This is a genomic window from Luteimonas sp. MC1782 (genome assembly GCF_014164605.1).
Taxonomy (GTDB): domain Bacteria; phylum Pseudomonadota; class Gammaproteobacteria; order Xanthomonadales; family Xanthomonadaceae; genus Luteimonas.
On sequence record NZ_JACJFT010000001.1, the window covers coordinates 1,027,390 to 1,044,538 of the forward strand.

The window sequence follows — 17,149 nt, forward strand, 5'->3', positions numbered from 1 at the left end:
ATGGCCTTCGGCTGCGGACGTGGCATTCCGTGCAATGACAACGCGCGGAATGCCTGCAACCGGCCATGCCACGCGCGAACGGCAGCCACGTGCGGGCCGCTGGAATGTTCCGCTACTATCCGGCGGGGGCCATCGCCAAGGGTGAGCACATGGGCAATGAAGCGTACCTGCAGCCGCGCGTCGTCGAGGACTTCGCCACGCGTTCCGCACTCACGCCCGCGGAAGTCGCCGCGCTCGGTGAGGCCTGGCCGCTGGTGCGCGGCGACGTGCTCGATGTCGGCGTCGGCGGCGGGCGCACCACCGGCTACCTGCATGCACTCGCGCGCAGCTATCGTGCGCTCGACATCTCGCCGGGCATGGTGGACGCCTGCAGGGCCAGGCATCCGGGGGTCGACATCCGGCTTGGCGATGCGCGCACGCTTGAAGGCATCGACGACGCCAGCTGCGACCTGGTGCTCTTTTCGTTCAACGGCATCGACTACATCGCATACGAGGAGCGCGCGCAGGTCCACCGCGCGGTGGCGCGCGTGCTGCGCCCGGGTGGCGCCTTCGTGTATTCGTCGCACAACATGCGCATCCTGGGCGGCGCGTTCCCCCCGGTCTCGCTGCCCGGTGTCAAGGTCACCGCGAACCCGCTGCGACTCGCGGTGCGGATTGCCAGGGCCGTGGCCGCGCGCAGGACACGCGAGGCCAACCGCAGGCGCCTGGCCGGGGACCAGGTCATGGCGCAAGGCCACGCCGTGGTCAACGACGAGGCCTATGACCACGCGTCGCTCACGGTGTACGTGGACCCGGCGCATGAACTCGAAGCGCTGGCCGCGGCCGGCTTCGTCGATGTGGTGACCATCGCGGCCGACGGCCGGCGTGACCTGGACGTGCTCGACGACCCCTGGATCTATTACGTCGCCTGGAAGCCGGGCTGAGCGTCGCCTGGCGCGTTCAGCGCACGCCCAGGCGCGCCAGCGCGGCCAGCAACCAGCAGGCACGCGGGAATCGCGTGGTCAACTGGGCCAGCATCTCCAGGTCCTGCGCGCTCCACGACTTGAACAGGAACGAGCAGATGACCATGGCGACCGCATAGACCATCGCCGCCACCAGGCCGATCCACGCGCCATCGCCCGCCCACCACACCAGCGCCGCCAGCGCGGCCGCGACCATGGCACAGGCGAATTGCCTGCCGATCTCCCGCCACGGCAGGCGAACCTGCATCGTGCGGGTCGCGGTGAGCACGATCGTCGTGAACATGACCATCTTCGCGATCAGGTGCGCGGCCACGGCACCCGACAGGCCGTAGCGCGGCACCAGCGCGAAGGCGAGCACGGCGCTGACCGTGACCGCCACGACGGTGAGGATCACGCGCAGGCGCTGGTGGTCGGCCGTGGTCAACAGCGCGTTGAAGGCACCTTCCATCAGGGTGAGGCCGGCGATGACCACCATCGCCCGGAACACGTTCACCACGGGCGCGTATTCGGGCCCGTACAGCAGCCTGATCGCAAGCTCGGCGCAGAACACGCCGACGCCCGCCAGCACCAGGCCCATGAACAGGAAGTAGCGCACCGAATTCGACAGGATCGGATTCAATCCGGCGGTGCCGCCACGGCCGTAGGAGTGCGCCATCGCCGGGATCAGCACCGCGGTGAGTCCGTTCACCAGCAGGTCGGCGCCGCCGCGCGTGATCGTGGCGGCGATGATGAAGAAGCCGACGGCTTCGGCTCCGGCCGTCCTGTTGAGGAGGAAGGTCTCGACCGTCCGGTTGGAGAAGGTCGCCAGCAACACCAGCAGCACCGTCCACGCGAGGTGGATGCGCAGCCGCCTGGCCATCGCCGCCTCGATGGGACCATGGGCCGGGCGGATGGCGGTGCGCCGGATGAAGACGAAGGTCAACAGCGCGTGGCAGATGCTCAGCACCACCAGCAGCTCGAGATAGGACTCGAGCGGGCGCCGCGCGACCACCAGGCCAATGGTCGCCACCAGTCCCACCAGGCCCAGGATGTTGGTGGTGTTGGCTTCGATGCCGAAATTGCCGTAACCCTTGGCGACCGACGAATGCAGGAGGTAGAACGCTTTCGCCACGCCGCTGGCCAGAACGACGACGGCGAACAGGCCGATGCCGCCCTCCCAGCCGTCCGGCAGCGTGAAACGGGCCAGCACCAGGAACGCGAGGCACGCGACCACCGTCGACAGCATGAAGTAGCGGCGCAGCAACCCGTAGACACGCGCGGCAGCCTCGCCGTCGTCACGGCCCAGGCACTCCGCGACGAACTTGATGCCGGTCGTCGTCAGGCCGTTGGTGCAGGCCACCACCACCATTCCCGACAGCCACACCACATAGGAGTAGCGGCCGTAATCCGCCGGCCCGAGGCCACGCGCGGCCAGCATGCTGATCACCAGGCCAGTGACGTAGGTGACGTAGGTGGCACCGGTGACGATCAGCGCGGACCGGATCAGGGCATGGCTGCCAAAGGCGGACTTCATCCGCGACCGCCGGACCACGCCACCGCCGTGCGCACCCGCTGCGGCGCTTCGTCGAGCACCTCGCCAAGCAGACCCGCAAGCGCACCGGCCTGGCGCTCCGCCACGAACCGGTTGCGCGCGTCCCAGGCGACCTCCTTCAGCTCGGCCATGCGGCCACGGTCGGACAGCTGGCGATACAGGTCGTGCGCCGACGCGAACGTGAGCATCGCGCCATGGTCGCGCAGGTAGGTCTTCGACGCCGCGTATCCATCCCGTGGCAATGCCACCGGCGTGCCGCCCAGCACGCTGGAGATCAAGCGGTCGGGAACGGTGAGGTCGAAGCGATCGGTGCGGCTGCAGGCGTCGAGGTTGTAGGCGATCAGGCTGGCATCGAACGCCGCCATCCCCTGCATCAGCTGCAGGTTGGTCAGCGGCCTGAAATGCACGCGATTGGGATGGCCGTCCTCGGTTTCCGGCGACCGGGCGTGGTGCAGTTCAATGCCTGCGTCGAGCAGCGAGCGCATCAGCACGCGGATGTCGTCGGCACCATGGACAGTCTTGCCGGACAGGTCGGTGCGCCCGACATACACCAGGTTCGGGCGCGTGCGCTCTCCTGCGGCGCGCCGCGTGGGACGCACCGCGTCCGGCCAGCACGGCGCGACAACGCCGATCCGGGTGCGGTGCCGTCCCAGCACGCGGCGCCGCAGGTAGTCCGCCATCTCGGGCGTGGGACAGATCAGCGCGTCGATGCTCGGCAGGCAGCGGCGCAGCACCAGGTGCTGGCGCTTGATCCCCGCCGGCGACAGGGCCAGCGGGAAGCACAGCAGCATCAGCATGGTCCTGAGCGCCGGCCGGGCGCGCCTGATCGCGACGATGTCCGAGAGCGGCAAGGTGCCCCAATGGAACACCAGCACGTCGGCGCGGCTCGCGTCGATGGCGTCCAGCACATGGCGCATCCAGGACGGGTCGCGCGTGCCCCAGGCGATGTCCATCGCGCGCGCCAGGCGGCCGCGCCCGTCGCCGCCCGCGCGCGACAGGAAGGTGTGGGAGTCGTCGGTGCTGGTCGCCTCGATCGAAAGGCTTGCGAACATCGCCAGCAATGACTCGCGGTGCATGATGTCCGGGCCGATCACGCAGGCACGCACCTGGCGCAGCCCGGCCTGCGGTGCCATCGCTTCAGTGGCCATGGCCATCCGGCACCTCCCCTGCGTGGATCTCGCGCGCCATGGGCCCGCCGTCTATGCTCGCTGCTCCAGGACGCCGGGCAACGGCGTCGATACACGATCCCCAGGCATGCAACCGATCGACCCCACCCGGAAGCTCGCGATCGTCCATGTCGTCGACTCGCTCGAACTCGGCGGCCTGGAGCGCGTGGTCGCGGACCTGGCCATTGCCCAGTCCGCGCATGGCCACCGGGTACTGGTGTTCAGCATCAACGACACCGGCGGATTCCGCGCCGAACTGGAAGCGGCGGGCGTGCCCGTGGTGATCGGCGGCAAGCGTGGCCCGCTGGACATTGGCGTGCTGCGCGCGCTGCGCTCCAGCGCCGGCGGCTTGCAGGCGGACATCGTGCACACGCACAACTTCGTGCCCAGCTACTACGCGGCGCTGGCGCTGCTGTTCAACCGCCACGCGACGCTGGTGAACACCTGCCACAACATGGGTGCACGGCTGGCGAACCGCCGCCTGCGCACGCTGTATCGCTGGTCGCTGGCGCGCACGCGGCGCGTCGCGATGGTCGGCCAGCAGGTCCATGACCAGCTGGTCGCGTCCGGCATAGCCCGCGCGAACCTGGCCGAAGTGGTTCACAACGGCATTCCGCTGCTTCGCCACGCCGATCCCGTCGCCGCGCGCGACGAGGCGCGCGCGGCGTTCGGGCTGGCGGCGGGCGACGCACCGGTGATCGGCTGCGTCGGCCGCCTGGTGGAACTCAAGAACCAGCGCATCGTGCTGGAGCAGGTGCCGGCGCTGCTCGCCGGCTTCCCACGCCTGAAGCTGGTCATGGTCGGTGACGGCCCCCTGGCCGCCGACCTGCGCGCCCGCGCCGACGCCCTGGGGATCGCCGACCGGGTCTTGCTGGCCGGCCCGCGCGGCAACGTCCCGGCGCTGTTGCCGGCCTTCGACGTCTTTGCGCTGCCGTCGCTCACCGAAGGCCTGTCGATCGCCCTGCTCGAAGCCTGCGCCGCCGGGCTTGCGATCGTGGCCGGGCGTGTCGGCGGCAATGTCGAGATCATCTCCGACGGCGACAACGGCCGCCTGTTCGCGCCCACCGACGGCACGGGCCTGCAGGGGATCCTGCGCGAACTGCTGGGCGACGACGCACTGCGCGTTCGCCTGGGCACGGCGGCGCGGCAGCGGGTGGAGTTGCACGGGTCGGTCGATGTCATGCGGGCCAGGTACGATGCGTTCTACCAGAGGGCGCGGGGCGGGACGGAGACTGCGTTGCCGCAGGGGGTCACGCCCTAGGGCGGCGTTCCGGAGAGCGCCTGGAACGTGCGCGCGAGGCCCGCCTGGGTCGGAACCCGTTGCCGCCAGCCCAGCGCCTTCAGCGCCGCGTTGGAATGCCGCAGCGGACGGTACATCGAGCGCACCACGTAAGGGGTGAATACGGCCGGAAGCTGCCCCTTCGACACGCGGTGGTAGCGCACGAGGCAGCGCGCGCCGAGCAGGAACAGCCAGTACGGCACCGGCAGCACGCGCAGCCGCCCCACCCTCGCCTGGTAGCCGCGCAGGTACTGGCCGCAGCTCGGCAGGTCGTCGTCGACCACGTTGTAGGCGCGGCCATCCACGCCATGCAGCGTTGCCCGCGCCACCGCGTCGGCGCAGTTCTCGACGTAGGTCAGCGGCAGTTCGGCACCGCGGCCAAGGCTGAAGAACAGCCCCATGGCGCGGATGCCCACCCGTGACGAGAACGCGCCACCCCCGGGCCCGTAGATCACCCCGGGCCGCAGCACGACGGTCTCGAACCCGAACCGCGCCCGGTATTCGGCCAGCAGGTGCTCCTGGCGCGTCTTGGCGTGCGCGTAGGCGCCCTTCTCGATGCCGACCGCCTCGATCGGGACCGACTCGTCATGCACCGCGCCACGCGCCAGCCCCTCGGTCCGGTAGACCGAGAACGATCCCACCATGACCACGCGGCGCACGCCTTCCACCGCCGCCGCGTCGAGCAGGTTGCGGGTGCCGACCACGGTGTTGGCGAACATGTCGGCGGCGGAGCCACGCATGCCCGCCGCCGCGTGCACGATGCACTCCACGCCGTTCACCAGCGCGGGCAGGTCGCAGGCGTACAGCAGGTTGGCCGCGGACGCCTCGATGCGTGCATCAGGGTGGCGACGGCGCAGCGCGTCCAGCAGATTCCCGGGCGGCGCACCGCGGAAATGCAAGCGCAGGTCGTCGACGCCGGCCTCGAGCAGGCTGTGCGCGACGCACCGGCCGAGGAACCCGCCCGCCCCCGTCAGCAGGACCTTCATGGCCGCGGCGCCAGGGCATCGACAATGCCGTCGATGATCGCGGCCACGCGCAGGATCTCCGCCTGCGGCACGGGGTCGTCGCCGCGCCCTTCGATGGCGTCGTAGAAGCGGTCCAGCAGCACGCGCATGCACTGGAAATAATGGAATTCGTGGCGGCCGAATGCACCGAGGTTGCGCATGCCGCAGCGTGCGAAGCGCCAGGCCTGCACCCATGCGGGGAACAGGCGGCCGACGGCGCTAGGCTGGTCCTGGCGGGCGCTGCGCACCAGCGTGCGTGCCGCGTAGTCCAGCTCCACCGTGTCGCGGGTGCCGTACACCTTCATGGCATGGCCGATCGGCCGCGCATGCGAGCCGACCATCACCGACACGGTCCTGCCATCGCGGTCCCTCAACAGCAGCTTGAGCTCGTCGGGCATGGCATCGACGACCGCGTCGCCACTCGCCGGACGCATGCGCCGTGCATCGGCCCACACCACCACCGGCTCGGCGAGCATGGGCACGACCTTGGCCAGCACGTGGTCGATCACGTTGTGGAACAGCTTGCCTGGAAGGCGGTGGACCCAGTGCGCGGGATCGGACATCACCGCGATGCCGTAGTCCCCGGCAAGGTTGTAGCCATAGCAGGTCTCCACGTGCACCACCTCGCCCAGGTCGCCGTCGGCAAGCAGCCGTCCCAGTTCGAGTGCCGGCGTCTCGAAGTTGTAGAGGTAATTCACGCCGACCTTGCGGCCCACCGCGTTCGCGCAATCGATGATCCTGCGCGCGCCGGCGCCATCCATCGCGAACGGCTTTTCGACGAAGACATGGCAGCCCATTTCCAGCGCGCTGCACGCCAGGGCCACGTGCGAATCGGGTGGCGTCGCCACGTGCACGACGTCCAGGCGCTCGGCGAGCACCATCTCGGCCATGTCCGCGTACTGCGCCAGGCCGCCCCAGCGCTGCGAGAACTGTTCGGCCATGAGCGGTTCGCGGTCGCAGGCGGCCACCAGTTGCGCGCGTCCGATCGCGCGCAGCTGCTCGGCATGGCCATCGGCGATCTTGCCGCACCCCACGATTCCAACCCTCATCCCCTTCACCCCTGCGGCCCCTTGCTCCTGTCGTCCGGTCACTGGGTGAGCACCGCGCGCTCTCCGGCGACCCCGGCCGCGGCTGCATCGCGCCGCGGCCGGTACTGCGGCCTCGGTATGGCGTGGTCGCGGTACAGGCCCGGGTCGCCCTGCATGCCGGCTTCCGCGGCCTTGGCGATGTTGTAGGCTTCGCGCGCGCTGACGTAGTGCAACTTCCACTCGCGCCCGTCGTTGTAGCGCGACTCCAGGTGCGAATGCGCCTTGTGCATGGCGTCGCCGAGCAGCGTATCCATGTCGCAGTCCTCGGCGCCGTGGGTGTGGATCTTGACGAAGATCCATTCCGGCCGCCCCTCGACATGGATCCCGGTGCGCACCCACGCATCGATGCGGTCGGTGGTGGGGGGTGCCACCGCACGGATGTCGGCGTTCTCGATCCGCGGGACCAGGCCGAACTTGCGGCTCTTCCAGCGGAATCCAAGCGGACCCTGCACGAGCATCAGGTCGCCGGACCCGGAACCGCCAACGCGGACGCGCGGGCCGCGATCATGCGACTTCGGTCGGCAGGGATCGTCCTTGGCGTAGTAGATCCGGTTGATGGTGCTCGTCTGGCAGGGATCGGGGGCCGCGGGAAAGGTGAAGTCGGCATAGCAGCCTTCTTCGCGCAGCACGATCAGTTCGTTGTCGACACCGCAGTGGCGGCCCGACGGATGGCTGTTGTCCAGCGCCCAGTTGCCGTGGATGAACGCCCACCGCGGCTGGCCGGTGACCGGATCGCGCGGCAGCGCGTCGTGGTCGCGCGCCAGCAGTTCGGTGAAGCGCGACAGCTTGTGGCGCAGCTCCGCTTCGGTGTCGTTGTCGTGGTGGAGGTGGATCTCGATCTCGCCCAGCCCCATCCGGCACAGCGTCGCCAGTGCGTCCAGGTGTTCGGGCCGGTACTCCTCCTCGGGATAGAAGAAGGTGTGCATCGGCGGTCGGCCTTCGGAGTCGCGATGGCTGGCGCAGAGACGGGGCAGTTCGTCCAGCCAGCGGGCGACGCGCATGTCCTCGCGCGCGCGCCCGGGGTTGCCCCAGGCCGGTTCGTAGTGGTCGACGAAGCAGAACATGAGATGCCGGGTGGTGCCCGGGGGCACCGGAGCGCGCCAGTCCTGCCGCAGGTAGGCCGCGAGCCAGCCGGTGACATTGCGCCGGCGCACAAGCACCGCGCCGGCGGCCATCGCCGCCAGTGCAAGCACTGCCAGAAGCGCCGCGCCGATCGAGGGAAGAAACGCGGTGATCCCGCGCGCGCCCCCCAGCCACGCCAGCGGCACCACGGCCGCGGCCGCGATCGGCGGCACCTGCACGTGGTAGGCGCCAATGGTCTGTGCACCTTCGCGCCGGGTGCCTTCGATGTCGTCGTCCACTCCGTGCACCGGCACCGCGGCACCGATGGCCGCGCTGCCCGCGCGCGGCCTGCCCTTGGCATCAAGGTTGAAGTCGGCGGCGACACTGTCCGCCTCGCTGCCGCTGGCCGCCCGCCACGCGACGAGCGGCAGTGGAATCCGCGCCATGGGGCCCGGGCGGAAGTCGCGGAACATGCAATCCGGTGCATACCCGTTGTGATTGCTGTCGGCGCGGCCGGCGAGGCCGGACAGGCCACCGAGCTCGTCCGAGTGGCGGATCTCGAAGCAGCGCCCGCCGCTTGCGCCGACCAGGTTGTTGCGCAGCACCGGATTCACGCTCGGCGGGCGGCCGGCCGCCGGGTCCCAGTCCTGGAAGCTGATGCCGAAGTACAGCGCCGAGTGCCCGACCCGGGCGGCGTTTTCGATCGTGTTGTTGACGACCATCGCATCCCTGGCCGCATACAGGCCGATCCCGGCGTAATCGGTGTTGCGCACGATGTTGTTGCGCACCACGCCGCGGATCGACTCGTGGTATCCGGGGTTCAAGGTCGTGTCGAAGAACTCCAGGCTGGTGTCGAAGCCCACCAGGATGCCCGCCATCCCGGTGTCCTCGATGCGGTTGCGCTGCACCACGACGTCCGTGGCGCCACCCTTGAAGTACAGGCCAGTGGTGGCGATGTCGTGGATGTAGCTGTCTTCGACCACCATCCCGGAGCCGTTGACGTTGTCGATGCCGTCGGCGTTCATCTCCTCCAGCGGCGTGCCGGGCGGGTAGATCGCGCCCGTGTCGCGGATCTCGCTGCGGCGAACGGTGACCCTGTCCGACTTGGGCGTGATCTTGATCCCGTCGCGCCCGGTGTCGCGGATCAGCAGGTCCTCCAACAGGATGTCGGAGGCGCCCCTGCCGCTGGCCGCGCCTGCCTGCTCCCACTCGGTCTGCATCATCACGCCGTAATAGCGACCGCCACTGATCTCCAGGTTGCTGACCTGGCTGCCGGAGGCTGAGGGGTCGATCTGCAAGGCGACGCTGTCGGGGGTCGCGATGTCGCAGTGGATGTGCGCACGCTCGCCGGGGTACGAGCGCAGCACGAGCCTGACACGCAGGCGCACGTCGCATTCGGCGTAGGTGCGTTGGCCGTCCGGGGCGCGCAGGGTCACCGTGTCGCCATTGCGGACCAGCCCGTTGCCCGGCGACAGCACGTGCCCGATCGTCCGGAACGGGCGTGCCATGGACCCGTCGTTGGCGTCGCTGCCCGCGGTGGAGACGAACCATTCGCGCGCGCCAGCCGGCCATGCGATGCCCACCAGCGCGACCAGCATCGAGCAGGCCGCGAGGCGGGTGCAGCGTCGAAAGCCACCGGTGCAAACGCTGTACCGGGGTGGCACGCTATATCGATGCATGGTGTCTGCTTGTCCGGGTGGCTGGTTGCGACAGCGTTTGCCGTTGGTAATGGACAACGGATATCCGGCCGCGAACAGGCCGCGCATGTGGGGGCATGGAATGATGAAGCGGGACATGGCAGCGAAGCTCTTGGCGACACCGGGCCTCCGCCGCCTGGTAGCCGCCGCGCTGCCCCACGATGGCGTGCTGGTGCTCAACTACCATCGCGTGGGCAACAGCAGTCACTCGCGCTATGACCGCGGGCTGTGGAGCGCGTCGGCCGAGGGATTCGACGCCCAGGTCGGCTTCCTGAAGCACAACTGCGACATCATCGGCCTCGACGACATCGCCGACGCGCTGCGCCGCCCGAACGGGCGCTACGTCGCCATCACCTTCGACGACGGCTACCTGGACAACCACGACATCGCCCTGCCGGTGCTGCGGCACCATCGCGTCCCCGCGGCATTCTTCATCGCCACCGGCTTCATCGACCGCAATCTCCTGCCGTGGTGGGACGCGATCGCGATGCAGGTGCGGGAAAGTGCCAGCGCCGCGCTCGACCTGTCGCCGTGGATTCCCGGGCCGATCATCCTCGGCCAGCACCGTGAAGCGGTGATACGGCGCATCCTCGCCATCTACAAGGACCTGCCCTCGGGGCAGACGGTCCCGTTCCGCGCCCGGCTTGCCGACGAGACCGGCCTCGAGGCCCCGGAGACGGTCGAGGGCCAGTGGATGGACTGGGACATGGTCCGCGCCCTGGCCCGTGCCGGCATGACCATCGGTGGGCACACGGTGAACCATCCGATCCTGTCGAGCCTCGCGCTCGACGACCAGCGTGCGGAGATCGAGGGCTGCGCCCTGCGCCTGCGGGAGGAGCTCGGAATCGACATGACGCACTTCGCCTATCCGGTCGGCGGCCCCACCGCGTTCGACAACGAGACGATGCGGCTGCTCGGTGCCGCCGGGGTGGCGCAGGCCTTTTCCTTCTACGGCGGCGTTGCCCGCGCTTCGTCGGCACCCCTGGACCTGCAGCGCGTGCCGGTGTCCGAGGACACCGGCCAGGACCTGTTCCGGGCAATGGTGCAGCTTCCGCAGATGTTCTGCCGGCATCTGGCCGCGTGACGCCGCCGGCCCGGCGATGAACCACGCCACGGACTTCGCGAGGCTGTATGCCGAACTCGGCATCTCGCCACCCTGCACGCTGGAGGTCTTCAAACGGGCGTATCGCCGGCGGGTCGCGGAACTGCATCCGGACCGCCCCTCCACGGCGGCACGCGACCCGGCCAGGCTCATCGCGCTGAACGTGGGCTACGCCGCCGTGCTGGACTTCCACCGCGAGCACGGCCGCCTGCCGGGCGAGCCGCCCCCCGGCACCTCCGCGACGCGGGCCGCGGCGCCGCGACGGGGTGGCAGCCGGGGCATGCCTGCCGGCGGGCCACCCGCGGCCACCAGCCCGGCGGTGCGGGCGCCAGGGTCGGCGTCCAGGCGTGCCGTCTGGATGCGCACGCTGCTGACGCTGCTGGTCGTGGCCGGCGCGTCATGGCACTGGTTGCCGGCCTCCGGCGAGAGGGCCGCGCCGTCACTCGATGCACCAGCGGCGGCACCGCCGGCGGACGTGTCCGCGAGGGTCCGCCTGCAGCCCGGCATGGACCGTCGCACCGTCACGGCCCTGCTCGGTGAACCCGTGGCGCGCGACGCCAGCGATTCGCACTGGGTCTACGGCCCGTCCTGGGTGTATTTCGAGTGCGGGCGCCTGTCGGACTGGTACAGCGCACCCCTGTATCCCCTGCCTGTCGCCACGCAGCGGCCGCAGCCCGAGGCCAAGGGCGCCGCCGGACGCGCGGCCGCGGCGCCACCCCGCGCCTGCCCCGACCACGCCCTCGCGCGTACCGCTGTCGCGCCCCAGGCCCACGGGGACGATTGAGCATGTGCGGCCTGGCCGGCTACCTCGGATCCGGCATTGCCGCGCAGGACGCGCGCGCCGTGCTGGCCTCGATGATCACCACCCTCGCCCATCGCGGCCCCGACGGCTACGGCTTCCACGTCGACGAAGGGGTCGGCCTGGCGCACGCACGGCTTGCGATCATCGACCTCGCCAGCGGCGCCCAGCCGATGGCCAGTCCGGACGCCCGGGTGTGGACGGTGTTCAACGGCGAGATCTTCAACTTCATCGAGTTGCGTGCGCGGCTGGAGGCGCAGGGCCACGTGTTCCACACGCGTTCGGACACCGAAGTGATCGTGCACCTGTACCAGCGCCACGGCGATGCCTTCGTCGATCACCTCAACGGCCAGTTTTCCATCGCCCTCTGGGACGGCGCCCGGCGCCGGCTGGTGCTTGCGCGCGACCGCCTCGGCATCCGCCCGCTGTACTACACCCGTGCGCGCGGCGCACTGTGGTTCGCCTCCGAGGTCAAGGCGCTGTTCGCCGCGTTGCCCGGGCACGCGCGCCTGGACCCGATGGGCCTCGCGCAAGCGCTGACGCTGTGGGCCCCCATGGACCCCGACACCGTGTGGCACGGCGTGTCCACGCTGCCGCCGGGCCACATGCTGGCCGTCGAGGCCGACGGCCGCGAGCGCCTGCACCGCTACTGGGACTGGAGCTTCCCCGACGCCTGCGACACGGCCCGGCCCTGGCGCGACATCGACCAGGCCGCGGGCGAGCTGCGCGAGCGGCTGGTGGACGCCGTCCGCCTGCAGCTGCGCGCCGATGTCCCGGTCGGCGCCTACCTCAGCGGAGGCCTGGACTCCTCGGGCATCGCCGCCTTGGTGCGCACCGCCACCAGCACGCCGCTGCGCACGTTCTCGGTGGCGTTCGCGCAGCGCGAGTTCGACGAATCCCCGCACCAGCAGGCGATGGTCCGGCACCTGGGCACGGACCACACCACGCTGCAGGTCGCGGCGGGCGATATCGGCCAGGCATTCCCGCGCTTCATCGCGCACGCCGAGACCCCGGTGTTGCGCACGGCCGGCGTGCCACTGATGCTGCTGGCCGATGAGGTGCGCCGCCAGGGGTATCGCGTGGTACTGACCGGCGAAGGCGCCGACGAGGTCTTCGCCGGCTACGACCTGTTCAAGGAGGCGAAAGTGCGCCGCTTCTGGGCTCGCCAGCCCCACTCCGGGGTACGTCCACGCCTGCTCGGGCGCCTGTACGGCTACCTCGCCACCTCGCCAGCATCGAGCCCCGCGTTCGCGGCGGAGTTCTTCGGACAGGGCATGCAGCACATCGACCGTCCGGTGTTCGCGCATGTGCCGCGCTGGACCACGTCGGCGCGCGCGCTGAGGTTCCTCGCGCCGGACTTGCGCGCCGCGGTCGCCGGCTTCGACCCGCTGGCGCTGGTCGAGTCGCGCCTGCCGGCGCGCGTCATGCGCTGGGCTCCTCTGGCGCGCGACCAGTACGTGGAAGCCAAGACGCTGCTCGCCGGATACCTGTTGGCCAGCCAAGGCGATCGCGCGGCGATGGCGGCATCCATCGAGGGCCGCTATCCCTTCCTCGACCACACCCTGGTCGAGTTCGCCAACCGCCTCCCGCCACAGTGGAAGCTGCACGGCCTGTCGGAGAAACATGTGCTGCGCAAGGCACTGGCCGGCCTCCTGCCGGCCGATATCCTGCGCCGCACCAAGCAACCCTACCGCGCGCCGGACAGCGACTGTTTCTTCGTCGACGGACAGCCGCTCGACTACGTGGCCGAAGCCTTCGATCCCGATGCGATCCGCGCCGACGGCATGTTCGACGCCGCCGCCGTGTCACGCCTGTACGCGAAGGCCCGCGCCGGCAAGGCCGCCAGCTTCGCGGACAACCAGGCGTTCGTCGGCATCCTGTCGGCGCGCCTGCTGCAGGGCATCCACGCGCCGGCCGGACGGCGGCATGAGGCGGCGGGCATCGCCCTGGCCTGAACCCGGTCCGCCGGCGTCGACTCAGGCTTCGGCGGCTTCGCGGCCCTCGGCTTCGGCCTGGAGTTCACTGCGCCGGATCTTGCCGGTGCCGGTCTTGGGCAGCGACTCGCGGAACTCCACGGTGCGCGGCACCATGAACTCCTCGAGGTGGGCGCGGCAGTGCGCGATCACCGCGCGCGCGTCCAGGCCGGGATCGTCGACCACCAGCAGCGCCTTGAGCGCGTGGCCGAGCACCGGGTCGGGGACACCGACCAGGGCGGCCTCGCGGACCCCGTGCATGGCGTAGAGCACGTTCTCCACTTCCTTGGGGCTGACCTTCTCGCCGCGGGACTTGAGGATGTCGTCCTTGCGGCCGACGAAGTACAGGAATCCCTCGGCATCCGTGCGGAACAGGTCGCCGGTGTGCAGCACGCGCTCCCACGGGTAGCGGCCGGGCCGCAGCGCGCGCGCGGTGGCTTCGGCGTTGTTCCAGTAGCCCTGCATCACGTGGCCGCCGCGCACCACCAGCTCGCCGACCTCGCCGGCGGGCAACGGCCGCCCGGCGTCGTCGGCCACCCAGGCCTGGGTGCCGGGAATGGCGATGCCGACACTGTCCGGGCGTCGCGCCAGTTCTTCCGGCGGCAGCCACGTGCAGCGCTTGGACTCGGTCATTCCGTACATGGAGTACACCCGCGCGGCCGGGAACAGGTCCTGCAACCTGCGGATGTGCGCCGGCGGCAGCGCGGCGGCGGTATTGGTGAGGTAGCGCACGCTGGCGGCCCAGGCAGGGTCGAAGTTGCGCAGCTGCACGATCAGCGCCGCCATCGTCGGCACCAGCGGGAATGCGGTCACCCGCTCGGTGGCCAGCAGCGGCAGCACCTTCTGCGGGAACGCGAAGGACGTCTCGAGCACCAGCGTCGCGCCCAGCTTGACGCACATCAGCAACTGGTAGAGGCCGTAGTCGAACGCGAGCGGAAGCACGCTGAGCACGACGTCGTCGTGGCTGGCCTGGAGGTAGCTGGTGATGGACGTGGCGGCGAAGCGGACGTTGGCGTGGGTCATCATCACGCCCTTGGGGTTGCCGGTCGAACCCGAGGTGTACACCAGCATGGCCAGGTCGGTATCGATGCCGACCTGGAGCGGCAGGCGCCCCGGATCAGCCGCGGCGAGGAAGCGCCGGTATGCGATGACCCCGCCATTCATGCCGTCGCCATCGCCGTCGACCACCACGATGCAACGCACGCTGGGCGCACGCGCCGCGGCGGACCGGGCCACCGGCAGCAGGCTGGCCTGGGTCAGCAGGACCGTCGCTCCGCAGTCGGCGAGCACGAACGCGAGCTTGTCCGCCTTGGTGGTGGGATTGATCACCGAGAACACGCCACCGGCGCGCAGGGTGCCGAACACGCCGACCGCGGCCTCGACCGAGTTCTCCAGGAACACCACGCAGCGCTGGCCGTCGCCCAGTGCCGCATGTCCGGCCAGCGCGGCGGCGAAGCGCTCGCTTTCGGCGTGCAGCGTGGCGTAGTCGACCCGGCGACCGCCACGCACGACGGCCGTCTTGCCCGGGTGCTGCGCGGCCGCCCGCGCCAGCCAGCGCTCGCAACGTGCCGTCACTCGGACAGCTCCATCTCCAGGAGCTTGCGCGCGACGAAAGCGTCGATGGCGGCGATGCTGTCGAGGTTGTCCGGCAGCACTTCATCGTCGTCGACCATGAGGCCGAACTCCTGCTCCAGCCAGGTCACCAGCAGCAACACCCCCATGGAATCGATGACGCCCGATTCCAGCAGGCTGACCTCCGCGGCGGGCGGCCCGCCCGGGCCGGCGGGCGGGAAGTTCTCGTCGATGAAGGCGCGGATGCGGGATTCGTACTGGCTCACTGGATCATCCATGGAAGGGGTCGATCAGGTAACGGAATCCACGGCGGCGGACGGCCGGCCTAGCGCGCACCCCGCCTGAACAGGACGACCTCGACCGTCTGCAGCAGGATCATGAAATCGAACACGAGCCCCTGGTTCTTGACGTAGAAAAGGTCGAACTTGAGCTTTTCCTGCGCGTCGCTGACCGATGCGCCATACGGATAGCGCAACTGCGCCCAGCCGGTAAGCCCCGGCTTCACCGAGTGGCGCACGTTGTAGTAGCGGATCTCGCCGTTGAGCTGCTGCACGAACTGCGGGCGCTCCGGGCGCGGCCCGACGAAGCTCATGTCGCCGGCCAGCACGTTGAACAGTTGCGGCAGCTCGTCCAGGCGCGTCTTGCGGATGAAGCGGCCCACGCGCGTGGTGCGGTTGTCGTCGCGGCTCGCCCATCGCGCCACGCCGTCGCCTTCGGCGTCGGTGCGCATGCTGCGGAACTTGGCCAGTTCGAAGCTGCGTCCACCCTCGCCCACGCGCATCTGCCGGTAGAGCACCGGCCCGCCGCCCTCGATGCGCACGGCCGCCGCCACCAGCAGCATGGCCGGCCACGCGACCAGGAGCAGCGCGGTGGCGGCAGCCAGGTCGAAGCTGCGCTTGCTCAGCCGCCGCATCAGCGAATGGTCGAAGCCTCCGGAGAACACCAGCGAGGACGGGTCGGCTGCCTCGAGCTTGATCATGCCCGCCTCGCGCTCGAAGAACATCGGGATGTTCACCACCGAGATGCCGCGCTGCGCGCAGGCCAGGATGTCCTCCATCGGCAGGCCGCCGCGACGCTCATCCGGGGCCACGACGATCTCCTGCACGCCCATCTCGCGGGTCAGCGAGGGAAGGTCGAGCATGGTGCGCACGAGCAGGTCCTCGGCGACCACGACCCGCTGGCCGGGGGCCGGCACGAAGCCGACCACGCAGAATGCCTGCCGGTCAGCCCGCCGGCGCATGCGGCGGTTGATGAGGTCGGCCTGTTCGCCGGCGCCATACACCAGGACGCGCCGCTTGTAGGCCTGGCCACCCGTCAGGCTGCGCGCCCCCCAGCGGAGCGCGGCGACGGAGACGAAGCCGAGTGCGAGGGTGATCGACAGCAGCCCTCGACCCATGTAGGTCTGCGGCACCGCGTAATAGGTCACCAGCAGGCCGACGCCGCCGAACGCGAACGCCAGCAGCATGCGAAGCACGAGTTCGGAAGGATTGTGCCGTACGTGGGACTGGTAGAGCCCGAATGCCGCCATCGCCATGGTGACGTACATCGGTACCAGGATCGCCGGAAACGGGACCATGGCCAGGTGCAGGCTGCGGCCGTCCGGATCATCGGAAAAGCGCAGGCAGATCGCCGCCACCGAGGCGAGCAGCAGGGCCAGCGACTCGAGCAGCCACTGGATGCGCACGAGGCGGTGGGCACGCCCGCCGAAGGCCCGGATCACCGGCCTCGCCCTTTGCACTTGAACGACAACATGCCGACCCCCGTTCGCCATCGCGATCACTGGACGTGGGCAGCGCATGGCGACGCCCATCCAGAGAAACTCGGATCACGATGCAAACCGGCCAAAAGGAACCGGGGGGCCAGGCCGCGCGGAGTGGAGCCCCGCGACCGCGGCCTGGCTGCCGCCCATGACGG

Annotated in this window: 13 protein-coding genes; 5 read left to right on the forward strand and 8 right to left on the reverse strand. The window is 70.1% G+C overall.

Features of this window, described 5'->3' with window-relative positions:
• Positions 1-65: 65 nt before the first annotated feature.
• Entirely contained in the window at positions 66-923 is an 858-nt protein-coding gene (locus H5368_RS04870) for a class I SAM-dependent methyltransferase (protein WP_182821900.1), read from the forward strand.
• Positions 924-939: 16 nt separating this feature from the next.
• On the opposite strand, the gene H5368_RS04875 is transcribed toward H5368_RS04870, so the two are convergent.
• Both H5368_RS04875 and H5368_RS04880 read right to left on the reverse strand, forming a co-directional pair.
• Positions 940-2,475: a polysaccharide biosynthesis C-terminal domain-containing protein gene (locus H5368_RS04875; protein ID WP_182821902.1), complete on the reverse strand. Its 1,536-nt coding sequence runs from the start codon at positions 2,473-2,475 to the stop codon at positions 940-942.
• Positions 2,472-3,641: a glycosyltransferase gene (locus H5368_RS04880; protein ID WP_182821904.1), complete on the reverse strand. Its 1,170-nt coding sequence runs from the start codon at positions 3,639-3,641 to the stop codon at positions 2,472-2,474. The genes H5368_RS04875 and H5368_RS04880 overlap by 4 nt, the downstream gene beginning before the upstream one ends.
• Positions 3,642-3,747: 106 nt before the next feature.
• Between H5368_RS04880 and H5368_RS04885 the strand changes: the two genes are divergently transcribed.
• Positions 3,748-4,920 carry a glycosyltransferase gene (locus H5368_RS04885; RefSeq protein ID WP_182821906.1) on the forward strand — a complete coding sequence of 391 codons (1,173 nt, stop codon included), beginning with the start codon at positions 3,748-3,750 and terminating at the stop codon, positions 4,918-4,920.
• On the opposite strand, the gene H5368_RS04890 is transcribed toward H5368_RS04885, so the two are convergent.
• Genes H5368_RS04890 through H5368_RS04900 form a run of 3 tightly spaced genes read right to left on the reverse strand, consistent with a single transcriptional unit; the run spans position 4,917 to position 9,690 of the window.
• Positions 4,917-5,924: an NAD-dependent epimerase/dehydratase family protein gene (locus H5368_RS04890; protein ID WP_182821908.1), complete on the reverse strand. Its 1,008-nt coding sequence runs from the start codon at positions 5,922-5,924 to the stop codon at positions 4,917-4,919. The genes H5368_RS04885 and H5368_RS04890 overlap by 4 nt on opposite strands.
• Positions 5,921-6,991: a Gfo/Idh/MocA family oxidoreductase gene (locus tag H5368_RS04895; protein ID WP_182821910.1), complete on the reverse strand. Its 1,071-nt coding sequence runs from the start codon at positions 6,989-6,991 to the stop codon at positions 5,921-5,923. The genes H5368_RS04890 and H5368_RS04895 overlap by 4 nt, the downstream gene beginning before the upstream one ends.
• A 38-nt stretch (positions 6,992-7,029) precedes the next feature.
• Entirely contained in the window at positions 7,030-9,690 is a 2,661-nt protein-coding gene (locus tag H5368_RS04900; RefSeq protein ID WP_182821912.1) for a right-handed parallel beta-helix repeat-containing protein, read from the reverse strand.
• 196 nt (positions 9,691-9,886) lie between these two features.
• Here H5368_RS04900 and H5368_RS04905 point away from each other — a divergent pair, with 196 nt between their 5' ends.
• Genes H5368_RS04905 through asnB form a run of 3 tightly spaced genes read left to right on the forward strand, consistent with a single transcriptional unit; the run spans position 9,887 to position 13,645 of the window.
• Positions 9,887-10,873 (forward strand): polysaccharide deacetylase family protein, encoded by a 987-nt coding sequence (locus H5368_RS04905; protein WP_182821914.1) that lies wholly within the window; start codon positions 9,887-9,889, stop codon positions 10,871-10,873.
• Between the two features lie 16 nt (positions 10,874-10,889).
• Positions 10,890-11,675: a hypothetical protein gene (locus tag H5368_RS04910; RefSeq protein ID WP_182821916.1), complete on the forward strand. Its 786-nt coding sequence runs from the start codon at positions 10,890-10,892 to the stop codon at positions 11,673-11,675.
• Between the two features lie 2 nt (positions 11,676-11,677).
• Entirely contained in the window at positions 11,678-13,645 is a 1,968-nt protein-coding gene (gene asnB / locus H5368_RS04915) for an asparagine synthase (glutamine-hydrolyzing) (RefSeq protein ID WP_182821918.1), read from the forward strand.
• 21 nt (positions 13,646-13,666) lie between these two features.
• Here the strand turns inward: asnB and H5368_RS04920 are convergent, their stop codons facing one another.
• From H5368_RS04920 to H5368_RS04930, 3 genes are read right to left on the reverse strand one after another with little or no spacing between them, the layout of a single operon-like run.
• Positions 13,667-15,238, reverse strand: a complete 1,572-nt coding sequence (locus tag H5368_RS04920) for an AMP-binding protein (RefSeq protein ID WP_182821920.1) — start codon at positions 15,236-15,238, stop codon at positions 13,667-13,669.
• A complete protein-coding gene (locus tag H5368_RS04925) occupies positions 15,235-15,513 on the reverse strand; it encodes a phosphopantetheine-binding protein (RefSeq protein WP_182821922.1) in 279 nt (92 codons plus the stop codon). The genes H5368_RS04920 and H5368_RS04925 overlap by 4 nt, the downstream gene beginning before the upstream one ends.
• Positions 15,514-15,560: 47 nt before the next feature.
• Complete coding sequence (locus H5368_RS04930) at positions 15,561-16,955, reverse strand: TIGR03013 family XrtA/PEP-CTERM system glycosyltransferase (RefSeq protein WP_223878028.1); 1,395 nt, start codon at positions 16,953-16,955, stop codon at positions 15,561-15,563.
• Between the last annotated feature and the right edge of the window lie 194 nt (positions 16,956-17,149).